This is a genomic window from Pseudoalteromonas luteoviolacea NCIMB 1944, from assembly GCF_001625565.1.
GTDB lineage: Bacteria > Pseudomonadota > Gammaproteobacteria > Enterobacterales > Alteromonadaceae > Pseudoalteromonas > Pseudoalteromonas luteoviolacea_F.
Genome location: NZ_AUXS01000016.1, coordinates 370,149 through 385,206, shown reverse-complemented (window position 1 = coordinate 385,206; position 15,058 = coordinate 370,149). Strand labels below are relative to the sequence as shown.

Genomic DNA, 15,058 nt, shown 5'->3' with positions numbered 1-15,058 from the left:
AAGCTGTAAAGGATAAAGATAACAAAATGCCTATAAAAAAACATTTAGCTGTAACGAGTTTACTTGGCGCTAGTTTTGCTGCTCTAGGGCAAAACTCCTTTATCGTAGAAGATTTAAAAGTTGAAGGGTTACAACGTGTTGCACTAGGTGCAGCCTTGACTCATATTCCAATTAACGTTGGTGATGAAGTTGATAACTATACGGTTTCAAAAACCATTAAGGCGCTGTTTTCATCAGGGCATTTCGACGATATTTCTGCTTACCGTGATGGTAATCAAATTGTTTTCAAGGTGAAAGAGCGTCCAACCATCGCTTCAATTGAATTTGATGGCAACAAAGACATAAAAGATGAACAGTTGCAGGAAAGTTTGGATGGTAAAGACATTCGAACAGGTGAAACTCTAGATAGAACGGTTATCGACGGGATTGAAAAAGGTCTTATCGAGTTCTTCCATAGTATTGGTAAATACAATGCAAAAATGGAAGTAAGCATTGTCGAGTTGCCACGTAACCGAGTTAAGCTTAAGTTTGAGTTTGATGAAGGCGATGCAGCTTCTGTGCGTCAGATTAACCTTGTTGGTAATGAATTATTCTCTGACGAGCAATTACTTCGACTAGTGGAGTCTCAGCAAGATTTACCTTGGTGGAAGTTCTTGTCTAGCGATCGTTATCAAAAGCAAACGATTGAAGGCGATTTGGAGAAAATCCGTAGCTACTATCTTGATCGAGGCTATTTGAGATTTAATATCGACTCAACGCAAGTTTCTGTTAGCCCTGAGCGCGAGTCAGTTTACGTGACCGCAAACATCTCAGAAGGTGAAAAGTACACGGTTAAAGGGTTTGACTTTATCGGTGATTTACTTGGACGTGAAGAGTTGATAGAAAGCGTCATTCCGTTAAAGTCTGGTGAGCTATATAACGGTTCATTGGTTACTTCATCAGAAGAATTCATCAAGGGTTACTTAGCACGCTTTGGTTATGCCAATGCTGAAGTACGTACAATTCCAGATATTGATGATGAAAACAAAGAAGTGCATTTAACCTTATCCGTAGATCCGGGCAAGCGTGTTTATGTTCGTCGTATTCTTGTCAATGGTAACCAAAGTACAGCCGATCACGTTGTTCGAAGAGAAATGACACAACTTGAAGGTGCGTGGCTATCTAATCAAAGCCTTGAGCGTTCTAAACTGCAAATTCAACGTCTACCGTACATGGAGACCGTGGATTTTGAAGTCAAACCAATCCCTGGTGTGGACGATCAAGTAGATGTAGATTTTAACGTTAAAGAACAACCTGCTGGTAGTTTCCAAGCAGGTGTTGCGTACGGTTCTTATGCGGGCTTACAGTTTAATGTCGGTGTGAGTGAGTCAAACTTTTTAGGCTCTGGTGACCAAGTCGCGTTTAACGTCAATACGTCAAAGGCGTCTACACGCTATAGCGTATCGTACACAGATCCATATTTCACGCCTGATGGTATTTCTCAAGGTAGTAGTGTCTTCTTCAGTAAGTTTGATGGTTCTGAAATTGGTCTAATTGATTACGACTCTCGTAGTTACGGTATTGGTACGCATTTTGGTATTCCAATTAACCCGGTTAACCGTTTGAACTTTAGTTTCCGTTGGGTTGAAGAAGAACTTGACCGAATCGCTGATTATGAACAGACTCGAGTTCTCAGACTAACCTTCCAAGATCCAAATGACCCAGATGGTGGGTATGATTTCACTAAGTATGAGTTAGGGATTGGCTGGTCACGTATTACAGTAAACCGTGGTATGTTCCCAACAGATGGCTCTCGTCAAAATGCCAACTTTAATATTACGACGCCAAACTCAGATTTAAATTACTTTAAATTAAGTTACGATTCGCGTTTTTATTGGCCTGTGAGTAATGATCACCGTTGGGTGTTCTCAACCAGAGCATCATTGGCATATGGTAATGGTTACGGTTCGGAAAATGGCTTTGATCAAGTTCTTCCGTTCCAAGAGTTCTATCGTATCACCGAGATGGAATTGAGAGGTTTTGAGCGAAATACGATACTACCACTTGCGGTACAACGTAGACCTCAATCTATTATTGGTTCTCCTCTCCCAGATGGCTCGGATAGTAACATTATCGGGGGCGATCCAGCGTTCGACCAATTGATTACAGCTGGTCGTATTGGTGGTAATGCGAAAGCCGTATTTGGTGCTGAAATGATTGTGCCGACACCATTCCTAGATGACGAAAACACAAGTTCTGTTAGAACGAGTTTCTTTGTCGATGCGGCAAACGTTTGGGATACTGAGTTTGACGTAGACCGCTACGCAAACCTGCCAGAGCATCAGTATAATCAACTGTCTGATTTCTCTGATCCAAGCCGTTTTAGGGTTTCAACCGGTATGTCTATTCAATGGATCTCACCGATGGGACCAATGTTAATTAGTTTTGCGTATCCGCTGAAGAAAGAAGATGACGATGATACTAAGAACATCAGCTTCAACATCAGTAATACATTCTAAGGAGTTTAATTGTGAAAAAGATTTTTAAAACCTCTGCTATGGGTATTTTAGCAGCGTTATTAATGGGTAACTCAATCAATGCATTTGCACATAAAGTGGGCATTGTTGATATGCAGACTGTTTACTCGCAGTTGCCACAAATGGCAAAAATTGAACAAACTTTGAAAAGTGAATTCTCAGAGCGTCGCCAAGAACTTGAAAAACTACAAGGTGACATCCGTTTTGAAGCTGAAAAGTTTAAGCGTGAAAGTGCGACAATGAGCGAAGAGCAAAAAACAGCGCTACGCAACAAAATCCAAGGCATGCAAAAAACACTTGCTGAGAAAGGTCGCCCGCTTGAGCAAGAAATTAAACAGCGTCAAAACCAAGAGTTAGCAAAAATACAAAAACTGATCCTAGATGCAATTGAAAATGTTGCTAAAAAAGGAAAGTTTGACGAAGTTAGACTAAAAGAAACGACAATCTACTTCAACCCTGATAAAGTTAGCGATCTGTCGGATGATATTGTTGAAGCAGTTAGCAAAAAGTAATGACTAAACACTATACGTTGTCGCAACTGGCTGATCATTTAGGAGCAACCCTTGAGGGGAATGCGGATCAGCCAATTGTAAAAATTGCCACTTTACTCAATGCGAAAGATCAAGACATCGCATTTTTGGCAAATAAAAAATACCGCAGCCAGCTTGAATCAACGCAAGCTGGCGCTGTGATCTTATCGGCGGAAGATGCGGCTTATTTTTCGGGTAACAAACTCATTTGTGATAACCCGTACGTGGCCTATGCAAAACTTGCGCAATATATGGATACAACGCCAAGCGCGGCGAACTCAATACACAGCAGTGCAGTGATAGATGAGAGTGCCTCTTTAGGCAACAATGTTAAAATTGCCGCAAATGCTGTTATAGAAGCTGGTGCTGTGATTGGTGACGATGTTGAAATTGGCGCTGGCAGTTTTATTGGACAGCATGCACGTATTGGCGCTGGCACGAAGCTCTGGGCCAACGTCACAGTTTACCATGAAGTAGAAATTGGCGAACATTGTTTGTTTCAATCAGGCAGTGTGATTGGCAGTGATGGCTTTGGCTACGCTAATGAATCAGGTGAGTGGGTCAAAATACCACAGATTGGTACTGTGATCATTGGTGATCGCGTTGAAGTCGGTGCGTGTACTTCAATTGACCGAGGGGCGATTGACAATACAATCATTCACGATAATGTCATTCTCGACAATCAAATTCAAATTGCACACAACGTTGAAGTTGGTTATGGCACTGCAATAGCGGGTTGTACGGTACTTGCCGGAAGCGTAAAAATCGGTAAGTACTGCCAAATCGGCGGCATGGTAGCTATTAACGGCCATAACGAGGTGTGCGATGGCGTTGTGATTACTGGTATGAGTATGGTTACTAAAGGCATCACTAAGCCTGGAGTGTACTCATCAGGTATGCCACATACCACCAACAAAGAGTGGCGCAAGAGTATTGCCCATTTGCGTAATCTTTCTGATTTTAAAGCGCGCATTAAAGCTCTCGAGAATCTTACCGAGCAGTTACAACATACGGATAAATAAAAGGTACTATTTTGGCCAACGAATTAAACAGCTTTGATATTCAAGAAATCTTGAAGTTACTTCCTCATCGTTACCCTATGCTACTAGTGGATAAGGTTGTCGATCATAAGCCCGGAGAGTATTTACACGCAGTAAAAAATGTGACGGCAAATGAGCCAATCTTTACCGGCCACTTCCCTGATCAACCGATTTTCCCAGGCGTAATGATCTTAGAAGCACTTGCTCAGGCAACGGGTCTACTCGGTTTTAAGACTGTCGAGAACCGCAGTGATAATGAGCTATACTTATTTGCAGCCATCGACAACGCTAGATTTAAGCAGCCAGTTGTTCCTGGTGATACGATGCATTTACACGTACAGTTTGTTAAAGAGCGCCGCAACATCTGGAAGTTTTCAGCTGAGGCAAAAGTTGACGGCAATGTTGTGTGTAGTGCTGAAATTATGTGTGCTAGAAGAGAGTTTTAAGCGTGATCCATCCTACTGCAATTATTGAGCCTGGCGCTAAATTAGGAAACAATGTCTCGGTTGGACCTTACAGTTATATCGGTAATGATGTCGTTATCGGTGACGACTGTAAAATAGAATCGCACGTCGTAATTAAAGGCCCAAGTGAGATAGGTTCAGGAAACCATATTTTCCAATTCGCTTCGGTAGGCGAAGCCTGTCAAGATAAAAAGTACAAGGATGAACCAACCAAATTGATTATTGGTGACAACAATGTGATCAGAGAGTGTGCAACGATCCACCGTGGCACTATCCAAGATCAAGGTGTGACCATCATTGGTAGTAACAACTTATTCATGGCGTATACCCATGTAGCACATGATGCTGTCATCGGTAGTAACGTAATTTTTGCGAACAACGCAAGTGTTGCTGGTCATGTTCATATTGGTGATTGGGTTATTCTTGCGGGTAACTCTGGTGTACACCAATTCTGTAAAGTGGGTGCTCATGCCTTTGTTGGTATGTACTCAGGGGTCAATCAAGATGTCCCGCCTTTTGTAACGACTACAGGCACACCAGCAAGACCTGTTGCTATTAACACCGAGGGCTTAAAACGAAGAGGTTTTGAGTCTGACGAAGTAATGGCAACTCGCAGAGCATACAAAACTTTGTTCCGCAAAGGACTTAAATTGGATGAAGCTGTCGCTGCATTACAAGATGAGGCAAAGCAATTTCCTGCTGTTCAGCAAATGCTTGACTTTATTGCGACATCAGAACGCGGACTAGTTCGCTAATCCAAGCGCGCTCTTTGTCGCCTTATTGTAATTTATCAGATAACAAAGAGCTGGTTCTGATATAATAACGCCATACTTAGTATGGCGTTTTTTATTTTCTAGAAGAACAAAAATGGCAAACGAAAAATTAATCACCGTCGGGATCGTCGCAGGCGAGTTATCTGGCGATATCCTTGGCGCAGGCCTTATTAAGGCGTTAAAAAAGCGCTTTCCCAATGCTCAATTTGTCGGTATCGCGGGCCCTAAAATGCAAGCGCAAGGCTGCCGAAGCCTATTTGATATGGAAGAGTTGGCAGTTATGGGACTTGTGGAAGTGCTCGGGCGCCTCCCTAGGTTGCTTAAGATCCGCAAAGAGCTGGTAAATTACTTTATCGACAACCCACCAGACGTTTTTATTGGTGTTGATGCACCTGATTTTAATCTTCGCGTAGAAAAGCCACTTAAGGCAGCAGGTATTAAAACTGTTCAATACGTGAGCCCGTCCGTGTGGGCTTGGCGTCCAAAACGCATCCATACTATTGCAGAAGCAACCAATTTGGTTTTATCGCTACTTCCATTTGAGAAAGCATTTTATGACAAATATGAAGTACCGTGTACATTTGTGGGTCATACATTAGCGGATGAAATTCCACTTGAATCAGATACATTGGCTGCGAGGCGTGAAATTGGGTTAGGTGAGTCAGATACCGTGCTGGCGCTGCTTCCAGGGAGTCGAGGCTCAGAAGTAGGGCTATTGAGTGAGACCTATTTACTGACTGCAAAACAGTTGGTAGATAAAATTCCAGACTTAAAAATTGTCGTTCCTTTGGTGAATGAAAAGCGTCAAAAGCAATTTTCCCAAATACTGAATAAAGTCGCGCCAGAGCTGAGACCCATCTTATTAGATGGCAAGTCTTCATTGGCGATGAGTGCTGCTGATGCGGTGTTATTGGCGTCGGGTACTGCTACCCTAGAAGCTATGCTGTATAAAAAGCCAATGGTGGTTGGCTATCGCCTTAAAACCCTAAGCTACAAAATATTCAGCACATTTTTCACGTTTAACATTAAACACTTTTCACTGCCTAATTTGTTGGCTGATGCGCCGCTTGTTGCTGAGTTTTTACAAGATGATTGTAACCCTGATGCGCTAACAGATGCGCTATTGCCGTTATTAAGAGGGGATAACTCAGCCTTGATAGAGCGCTTTTATGAAATACATAAAGACATTCGTTTGAATGCCAGTGAACAAGCAGCGGTTGCTGTTGCGGAGGTTATAGATGCAGATTGAGCGTCCAGAAGTTAATCATATTGCGGGTGTAGACGAAGTTGGGCGTGGCCCTCTTGTTGGTGATGTGGTAACCGCCGCAGTTATTTTAGATCCGTCCAAACCAATTGAAGGACTAACAGACTCTAAAAAACTCTCTGAAAAGAAACGCAACGCGCTTGCTGAGGAAATCAAAGAAAAGGCACTGTGTTACTGTATTGCTCGCGCAACTGTCGAAGAGATCGATGAGCTGAATATTTTACACGCAACTATGTTGGCGATGAAACGTGCGGTAGAAGGTTTAAAAATCCCTGCTGAGTTTGTGTTTGTCGATGGCAATCGCCTACCTGATATTTCAGTTCCTGCACAAGCCGTGGTCAAAGGGGATAGCTTAGTAGCCGAGATCAGTGCCGCGTCTATTTTGGCTAAAGTGACGCGTGATAATGAAATGATTGAACTAGATGCACAATATCCAGAGTTTGGTTTTGCTGGTCACAAAGGTTATCCGACCAAAGCGCATTTTGCAGCATTGGCCGAGCATGGTGTTACGCCGCATCATCGAAAAAGCTTTAAGCCTGTACAGCGCATCCTAGCGGAGCAGTCGTAATTATGCCAACGCCTAATTTTGTACATTTACGCGTACACAGCGATTTTTCTATGGTAGATGGCTTGGCTAAAACCAAGCCGATTGTGGCTCGAGCGCAAGAGCTTGAAATGCCAGCCTTTGCAATTACGGACCAAATGAACTTATGTGGTTTGGTACGTTTTTATGGGGGTGCTCATGGCGCAGGGATCAAGCCAATGGTTGGCGCAGATCTGTGGCTTAAAAGTGATGAGTTCCCTGAAGAACCTTGCCGTATAGTGGTTTTAGCAAAAAACAATGAAGGTTATAAAAACCTGACATTGCTGATTTCAGAAGCCTTTTTGCGTGGTCATGTGTTTCATCGCCCAGTCGTCGACAAAGCGTGGTTAGCACAATATAAAGAGGGGTTGATCCTACTCTCTGGTGCGAAAGATGGCGATGTCGGAAAGGCGTTGCTCAAAGGCAACCCGCAGCTTGTAGCAGACACGCTCGCATTCTATGAAGAACACTTTGCAGATCATTATTATTTGGAGCTTCATCGTACTGAACGTGAGCAAGAAGAAGAGTATTTGCACGCTGCTGTTGCCTTGGCAACAGAGCGAAACTTACCTGTTGTAGCAACCAATGAAGTGGTTTTCTTGCATGAAGAAGACTTTGAAGCGCATGAGATCCGCGTTGCTATTCACGATGGTTACACCCTAGAAGATAAAAACAGACCCAAACGCTTTTCTAAGGAACAATATCTAAAAACGCCAGAACAAATGGCTGAACTGTTCAGTGATATTCCCGAAGCCCTTGAGAATACAGTTGAGATCGCCAAGCGTTGTAACGTGACGGTACAGTTAGGCACATACTTTCTACCAGACTATCCAACTGGCGATTTAAAAATTGACGATTTCTTGGTTAAGGTGTCAGAGGATGGCCTTGAAGAGCGTTTACAATTTTTATTTCCTGACGAAGAAGACCGCAAAGTTAAGCGTGTTGAATATGATGATCGTCTCAGAATTGAGCTAGATGTAATCAACCAAATGGGATTCCCAGGTTACTTCTTAATCGTAATGGAGTTCATCCAGTGGAGCAAAGATAACAATATTCCAGTTGGCCCTGGTCGAGGCTCGGGTGCAGGTTCACTGGTTGCTTATGCACTCAAAATCACAGATCTTGACCCACTTGAGTTCGACTTACTATTCGAACGATTCTTGAACCCAGAACGTGTATCAATGCCTGACTTTGACGTCGACTTCTGTATGGATAGACGAGATGAGGTAATCGATCACGTTGCCAAACTATACGGGCGACAAGCGGTATCACAGATCATCACGTTTGGTACCATGGCGGCCAAAGCCGTAATTCGAGATGTAGGTCGAGTACTCGGACACCCTTACGGCTTTGTCGATCGTATTTCAAAGTTAGTACCGGGCGATCCGGGTATGACACTTGCCAAAGCTTTTGAAGTCGAACCAAGGCTGCCAGAAGCTTATGATGGCGATGACGAGGTTAAAGAGTTAATCGATAAATGCCGCATCCTTGAAGGCTGTACTCGTAACGCAGGTAAACACGCAGGTGGTGTTGTTATCTCGCCAACCAGTATTACTGACTTTGCCGCACTTTACTGTGACGAAGAGGGTAAATTCCCGGTTACGCAGTTCGATAAAAACGACGTAGAGACAGCCGGTCTGGTTAAGTTTGACTTCCTTGGTCTAAGAACCTTGACGATCTTACAATGGGCGTTGGACATGGCCAATGAGCGCTTGGCGCGTGAAGGGAAATCATTTGTCGATATAAATGCTATCCCACTTGACGACCATGCCAGCTTTGAAGTGTTACTCAGAGCCGAAACAACCGCCGTTTTCCAGCTAGAATCGCGTGGTATGAAAGATCTTATTCGCCGTCTAAAGCCGGACTGCTTTGAGGATATGATCGCACTGGTTGCACTTTTCCGTCCAGGTCCTCTGCAATCGGGGATGGTAGATAACTTTATCGACCGTAAGCACGGTCGAGAAGAAATATCATTTCCGGATGCACAATATCAGCACGAGAGCTTGGCTCCAATTCTAGAGCCAACCTACGGGATCATCCTGTATCAGGAACAGGTAATGCAAATCGCCCAGGTATTGGCGGGCTATAGCCTTGGTGGCGCTGACTTATTACGTCGTGCGATGGGTAAGAAAAAACCTGAGGAAATGGCAAAGCAGCGTTCAACCTTTGAAGAGGGATCAATAAATAACGGTGTTGACGGCGAACTTGCGATGAAGATCTTCGATCTTGTAGAAAAGTTTGCGGGCTACGGTTTTAACAAATCTCACTCGGCTGCCTACGCGCTTGTTTCTTATCAAACGCTATGGATGAAAACCCACTTTCCCGCAGAGTTTATGGCTGCGGTTATGTCGGCAGATATGGATAACACCGACAAAATCGTCACCTTGGTTGATGAATGTGAAAACATGAAATTGACCTTGCTCCCACCTGATGTAAATGCAGGCGTGTACAAGTTTGCTGTTAATCTACAAGGGGAAATTGTTTACGGTATTGGCGCTATAAAAGGGGTCGGTGAAGGCCCTGTAGAAGCCATTTTGGAAGCGCGTGAACAAGGCGGTGAGTTTAAAGACCTATTTGATTTTTGTGCGCGTGTTGATCTGAAACGGTTGAACCGTCGTGTAATTGAAAAGCTTATTTATGCGGGTGCACTAGATAAGCTTGGTCCAGAGAAAAAGCAAGGCGGCCGCGCCACTTTACTGGCAAGCTTAAAAGACGCTATGAAGTCCGCCGAGCAGCACCACAAGGCAGAGCAACTTGGTCAGTCCGACTTATTTGGCTTACTTGCTGTTGAACCAGATGAGGTGGCACAGGCCTTTGTACATGCACCGCCGCTGAGTGATAACGAATGGTTACATGGTGAAAAAGAGACCCTTGGGTTATATTTGACCGGTCATCCAATTAATCAATACCGTAAAGAATTAAAGCATTATACCTCAGGCAAGTTAGTGGATTTACAGCCTACAAATAGGGATATGCAATCGACTGCTGCCGGACTTGTCATTAACGCCCGCACGTTAATAAACAAAAAGGGCAATCGCTGGGGATTGATCACGTTAGACGATAAGAGTGCGCGTATTGATGTTCGTTTCTTCCCTGAGCAGTTTGAAATGTACGAAGAGTTGCTACAGGTTAATCAGGTATTGGTGATCACCGGACAAGTGAGTTTTGATAACTTCTCCGGGGGGATAACCATGACCGCCAGAGACGTGAATACCATTGCTCAAGCGCGAGAAAAGCGCATCAATGCACTTAAAATGACACTCAGTATGACGCAAATTGACGCAGGCTTTGGCGAAGATCTAAAACGTGTACTTGAGCCATATAAGTTTGGTACGTGCCAAGTGATTATAGAATACCATCGACCCGATGCGACGGCTGATTTGACGTTAGGTACACAGTGGTGTGTGACGCCCAGTGATGAGCTGATCCGAGCGTTGAAAAAGCTCACAGGGCAAGAAGTTGAATTGATATTCGACTAATTCAGCTCAAAAGCGAGACACAAAAAAGGCCACCAAGTAATACTTGGTGGCCTTTTCAATTTGTGTTCTCTTTAGTTGCAATAACCAAATGACATTAAGCGCTGATATCTTTGCTCTAGCATTTCTTCTTGGCTTAGCTTAGAAACTGCATCAAGATCTTTTAGAATTTGTGCTTTTAGGTTTCTCGCCGCAGTATCGTAATCGCGGTGTGCGCCGCCTAGCGGCTCAGATACGATTTCATTGATAAGGTTATTGTCTTTAATACGCTGTGCAGAAACACCCATGGCTTCAGCTGCAAGCGGTGCTTTTTCTGCGCTTTTCCAAAGGATTGATGCACAACCTTCTGGTGTGATTACAGAATATGTGCTGTAACGTAACATGTTTACGCGGTCACCTACACCAATGGCAAGTGCACCACCAGAACCACCTTCACCGATAACACTACAGATTGTAGGTACTTTTAATGCAGCCATCACTTTTAAGTTCATTGCGATAGCTTCACTTTGACCACGTTCTTCTGCACCGATACCTGGGTATGCACCCTGTGTATCAATTAATGTGATAACAGGCATTTTAAAACGCTCTGCCATTTCCATTAGACGCTTTGCTTTACGGTAACCTTCTGGGCGTGGCATACCGAAGTTACGTTTGATTTTCTCCGCTGTGTCGCGGCCTTTTTCCTGTGCGATAACCATAACAGGCTTGCCATCTAGTCGTGCTGTACCGCCAATGATCGCAGGATCGTTTGCAAATGCACGGTCGCCAGCAAACTCGTCGAATTCTGTAAACATGCGCTTGATGTAATCACTTGCGTGAGGGCGCATTGGGTGGCGAGCAAGTTGTAGTAGCTGCCATGGGTTTAGTTCTGAGTAAATTTTTTCAGTAAGCTGAACACTTTTTTCTTTTAGCTTGCTGATTTCTTCTTCCAGACTTAGGTCCAAAGAACCTGAGCGACTAACAGCTTGTAGCTCTTTAATTTTTTGCTCTAATTCAGCTACTGGAAGTTCAAATTCTAGATAATTTAAGCTCATTTTCTAACCTATCTGATAATTTTTTAAAGTTTGTCTCGGTTTTATGTAGAGAGTACAGATTCAAAATGCCGTGACTCAGTTATTTTTCAGCATAATATTCAGCATAGTCTAATGTGCTAAATGGAGCTTAAACTAAGTGTTAGTATCGCTTATTTAAGTCAGTTTTTGCAGAAGATAGCGTATTTTAGCTACATTTACCTTCTTCATTTTTTAACTGTTTTTCCTTCGTGAAGGCGAGTTCTCTGTCATCACATACAATTTTATGCACATTATACTGCCCCGAGCTGCATCTTGAAAACAGACCAGCAAGATAATGCGACTTTTTAAACATAAGTAGGGATTTACCTAGATTTTAGCACTGATGTCAATTAATTTCGGGTTTGTTTTATCGATGTAAATATTGAAAATACCTTTTACAATAAATCAATGTCAGTTCACAGCAGTTGGTAAAATTGTTTTTTTGTATAATTAAGTTGTTGTGGCGTTTAAAGGCTAGCCTATTTGAGAAACAAAATTATATATCTCTGTGAGAATAATATTACTTAAACCAAGGGCAGGTTTTGAGCAAGCGCTGATCTGGCGCACAATAAAGTAGCTGTCATCGTATATCGCATTGCAATTTAGGGAGGATCAGGTATAACGCACGGGATTGTTAGAGGAAATAGTATGGAATCGACCAACGTTTATAAAAAGTTTGTCACCGCGCTTGAGCAGCAAAATCACAATGGCTTACAGCAGAAGCTGTGTGTTGCGTTGTCCGGCGGGGTTGATTCTGTGGTACTACTACATTTATGCCATCAATATGCCAAGTTAAATGGAACGGTCAAACTTCAAGCCATCTATGTTAATCATGGTTTATCTGACAATGCTTTGATGTGGCAGCAGTTTTGTACACAGTTATGCGCAAAGCTGGCAGTTCCCTTTCGCGCAGTTAGTGTAGATATACAAGCTAAATCACGAACCAGCTTGGAAGCGCAAGCAAGGGATGCGCGTTATTTAGCACTGGATACGCATGCCAGTCAAGGCGCAGTTTTAGTGCTTGGACAACATGCTGACGATCAAATTGAAACGTTTTTAATTCGCCTCAAACGAGGCTCTGGCTTACAGGGGCTCGGGGCTATGCGGGCAAAAACGCAGCTAGCTAGCGGGCGGGATTGTATTAGACCTTTGCTGGGCATCGAGAGAAAAGATATCGAGGCGTTTGCTCAGACCTTTTCATTGACACACATTGAAGATGAATCAAACCACAGCGACGTATTTGACAGAAACTTTTTACGTAATCAAGTGATCCCACTTTTAAAATCCCGTTTTAGTGGCTTTGTTCCTAGCGTTTTAAGATCAATATCGTTATTGCAGGCGCAGCAAGCTTTGGTTGATGAGATCTCACAGAGTGACTTAGAATCATGCAGCGACAATGAGCAACTTGATATAGTACGACTAGCAACTTTGTCAGCACTTAGGCAAAGCAATGTTGTCCGAGCTTGGTTTGCCAAACAAGGCGTCAGCATGCCGTCGCAAAAGCAGTTGGCACAAATTATTGACCAAGCGATTAACGGACGAGAGGACGCACAAGTGAATATCGAGCTGCGCACTGGATCTGTTAAACGTTACAACGCCTTGTTGTACTGGGTACCAAAAAATCACATTGAGTTGGCCGACATTGAGAATATTAGCCTAACCGCTGAGATGAAATTGGCTGATGGGCGTACACTGCTTACGATTTCAAGTGAGGGTGTGAGAAAGCCGCTTGCAGCAGAGTCCGTGGCCATTCGCTTTGGTCGTCTAAACGATAAAATAAAGCCATTTGGTAAACCCGGTCGTAATACCGTCAAGCATTGGTTGAAAGAGGCCAAAGTGCCCAGTTGGGAGCGCACGCGAATACCCATGGTCTATTACAATGAGGCGCTCGTTGCGGTAGCAGGTTATTTTATTAATTCAGATTATGCCGAAAAGTCAGGCATTAATTGGCAGATCCAAGATGCAGAATAATAATCAAATAGGTCAATCTTTGGCGAATAAAGCCCCCATTGTTGTCATTACGTGTGTGGTGATTTTTATATTATTGTCGCTCTGCTCTCCACTAAATTGGCTAAATCTTTTGTTATCACTTGGTGTAGGGACGTTGTCTGCCGGGCTTTTGTTAGCGTATTGGCACGGTAAAGGCGGAAGTTATTTTATTTTAGGCCTGTTAGCACCTATGTTGTCTATCGTGTTAAGCGAGCTTCCCGATTTTTGGGCATTGGGTTGGGTGATAAGTGGATTTTTTTGTGGTTTTGCCATTTTCCTTTGGCTATTTAAACTGCTGTCTAGTCAGCGTTAAGGGAGGTACTTACCAATTAGGGGATGGTAAGTACCGAATATGCTAAACCGCCCGTGCGCAATTTCTACCGGCTTGTTTTGCTTTGTATAAACCACTGTCTGCTCGGGCAAAGATCTCATTTGAACAATCTTGGCTCGACGCCAGTGTAAAGCCAATGCTGGTGGTAACTTGGTGTTTGGCCAAAAGGCTATTGCTATTGACACGTTGCATAATGCGTTCAGCAATGACTTTATTGGTTGTAAATGCAGGGTCGTCAATTAAGATCGCAAACTCATCTCCGCCAAATCTGAATACGGCATCAGTTGCTCGAATACTCGAGGTTAATATGCTAGCAAAGCCAATGAGTACCTCATCACCTTTTTTGTGACCATATTCATCGTTCACTTGTTTAAAGTTATCTAGGTCTAACAGCATCAAGCTGAAATTACGATGTTGTCGACGACTGCGCTCAAGCTTAGTATCCAGGTATTCATTAAACTGGCTACGGTTATAAAGCCCGGTCAGTGTATCTTTCGTTGCCAGTTGCAGCACTCGGTGGTACATCAAGGCATTTCTTAACGGGTAAAGCAGACAGGCATGCAGTTGCATTAAGCGTGCGCGTATCGTGCCACTGAGACTGTATTTGCTGAAATATACCAATTGCCCTAAGTGCTGACCCTCTAGGTCTAGATCAAATGTATAAGGCTTAAGTTGGTTGTCACCTTGTTGAGTTTGAAACAGTCCTTGGTTTGAATGAAACTGCAGCCCTGCAAGATCAGTTATGCGCTTAACGTAAGAAGCAAAGATATCTAAAATACCATTGACCTCTAGCGTTGTTTGCAGCTTTTCAACGAGCACATTGGGTTGTTCAGGCGCTTGCGATACGTACTGTTCGGTAGCGAACGGAACATAATCACCGCGCGTCGGCGTTCGTTGTGCCAAAATATGGACATTTTCCATCTGGTAATTCCCCTAATTACAACATTCCCGAACATATAAGCGAGTTTCGTGCCAAAAAATTAAACTGGCTGAAAAACAGTTGGTTGCTATAGTTAAATTGTATGAAAAATAATCCAAAA

General features: G+C 43.3%; 12 protein-coding genes. 10 read left to right on the top strand and 2 right to left on the bottom strand.

The features are described from left to right. Window positions 1–26: 26 nt before the first annotated feature. The 8 genes from bamA to dnaE all read left to right on the top strand — a co-directional run bounded on the left by bamA (window position 27) and on the right by dnaE (window position 10,649). Window positions 27–2,498, top strand: a complete 2,472-nt coding sequence (gene bamA / locus N483_RS06490; protein ID WP_023401858.1) for an outer membrane protein assembly factor BamA — start codon at window positions 27–29, stop codon at window positions 2,496–2,498. Window positions 2,499–2,509: 11 nt separating this feature from the next. Beyond that, window positions 2,510–3,028: an OmpH family outer membrane protein gene (locus tag N483_RS06485; RefSeq protein WP_023401859.1), complete on the top strand. Its 519-nt coding sequence runs from the start codon at window positions 2,510–2,512 to the stop codon at window positions 3,026–3,028. Next, window positions 3,028–4,068, top strand: a complete 1,041-nt coding sequence (gene lpxD / locus N483_RS06480; RefSeq protein ID WP_023401860.1) for a UDP-3-O-(3-hydroxymyristoyl)glucosamine N-acyltransferase — start codon at window positions 3,028–3,030, stop codon at window positions 4,066–4,068. The genes N483_RS06485 and lpxD overlap by 1 nt, the downstream gene beginning before the upstream one ends. 11 nt (window positions 4,069–4,079) lie before the next feature. Continuing rightward, window positions 4,080–4,532 (top strand): 3-hydroxyacyl-ACP dehydratase FabZ, encoded by a 453-nt coding sequence (fabZ, locus tag N483_RS06475; protein ID WP_023401861.1) that lies wholly within the window; start codon window positions 4,080–4,082, stop codon window positions 4,530–4,532. Between the two features lie 2 nt (window positions 4,533–4,534). Further along, a complete protein-coding gene (lpxA, locus tag N483_RS06470) occupies window positions 4,535–5,305 on the top strand; it encodes an acyl-ACP--UDP-N-acetylglucosamine O-acyltransferase (RefSeq protein WP_023401862.1) in 771 nt (256 codons plus the stop codon). A gap of 112 nt (window positions 5,306–5,417) precedes the next feature. Further along, entirely contained in the window at window positions 5,418–6,572 is a 1,155-nt protein-coding gene (lpxB, locus tag N483_RS06465) for a lipid-A-disaccharide synthase (protein WP_023401863.1), read from the top strand. Continuing rightward, complete coding sequence (rnhB, locus tag N483_RS06460; protein WP_023401864.1) at window positions 6,562–7,155, top strand: ribonuclease HII; 594 nt, start codon at window positions 6,562–6,564, stop codon at window positions 7,153–7,155. Before lpxB ends, rnhB begins: the two co-directional genes overlap by 11 nt. 2 nt (window positions 7,156–7,157) lie before the next feature. Continuing rightward, entirely contained in the window at window positions 7,158–10,649 is a 3,492-nt protein-coding gene (gene dnaE / locus N483_RS06455; protein ID WP_023401865.1) for a DNA polymerase III subunit alpha, read from the top strand. A gap of 71 nt (window positions 10,650–10,720) precedes the next feature. Here dnaE and accA read toward each other — a convergent pair whose 3' ends face one another. Next, window positions 10,721–11,680, bottom strand: coding sequence for an acetyl-CoA carboxylase carboxyl transferase subunit alpha (accA, locus tag N483_RS06450; protein ID WP_023401866.1), 960 nt, complete (start codon window positions 11,678–11,680; stop codon window positions 10,721–10,723). Window positions 11,681–12,346: 666 nt separating this feature from the next. On the opposite strand from accA, the gene tilS reads away from it, so the two are divergent. After that, entirely contained in the window at window positions 12,347–13,669 is a 1,323-nt protein-coding gene (gene tilS / locus N483_RS06445) for a tRNA lysidine(34) synthetase TilS (RefSeq protein ID WP_023401867.1), read from the top strand. Next, entirely contained in the window at window positions 13,659–14,000 is a 342-nt protein-coding gene (locus N483_RS06440; protein WP_023401868.1) for a hypothetical protein, read from the top strand. Before tilS ends, N483_RS06440 begins: the two co-directional genes overlap by 11 nt. A gap of 42 nt (window positions 14,001–14,042) precedes the next feature. On the opposite strand, the gene N483_RS06435 is transcribed toward N483_RS06440, so the two are convergent. Then, on the bottom strand, window positions 14,043–14,939 hold the full coding sequence (locus tag N483_RS06435) for a GGDEF domain-containing protein (RefSeq protein ID WP_023401869.1): 897 nt from the start codon (window positions 14,937–14,939) through the stop codon (window positions 14,043–14,045). Between the last annotated feature and the right edge of the window lie 119 nt (window positions 14,940–15,058).

What these genes read in the sequence shown, in the direction of transcription:
- bamA (WP_023401858.1), top strand. Translation starts at nt 27, where the DNA reads ATGCCTATAAAAAAACATTTAGCTGTAACGAGTTTACTTGGCGCTAGT.
- lpxD (WP_023401860.1), top strand. Translation starts at nt 3,028, where the DNA reads ATGACTAAACACTATACGTTGTCGCAACTGGCTGATCATTTAGGAGCA.
- lpxB (WP_023401863.1), top strand. Translation starts at nt 5,418, where the DNA reads ATGGCAAACGAAAAATTAATCACCGTCGGGATCGTCGCAGGCGAGTTA.
- rnhB (WP_023401864.1), top strand. Translation starts at nt 6,562, where the DNA reads ATGCAGATTGAGCGTCCAGAAGTTAATCATATTGCGGGTGTAGACGAA.
- dnaE (WP_023401865.1), top strand. Translation starts at nt 7,158, where the DNA reads ATGCCAACGCCTAATTTTGTACATTTACGCGTACACAGCGATTTTTCT.
- accA (WP_023401866.1), bottom strand. Translation starts at nt 11,680, where the DNA reads ATGAGCTTAAATTATCTAGAATTTGAACTTCCAGTAGCTGAATTAGAG.
- tilS (WP_023401867.1), top strand. Translation starts at nt 12,347, where the DNA reads ATGGAATCGACCAACGTTTATAAAAAGTTTGTCACCGCGCTTGAGCAG.
- N483_RS06440 (WP_023401868.1), top strand. Translation starts at nt 13,659, where the DNA reads ATGCAGAATAATAATCAAATAGGTCAATCTTTGGCGAATAAAGCCCCC.
- N483_RS06435 (WP_023401869.1), bottom strand. Translation starts at nt 14,939, where the DNA reads ATGGAAAATGTCCATATTTTGGCACAACGAACGCCGACGCGCGGTGAT.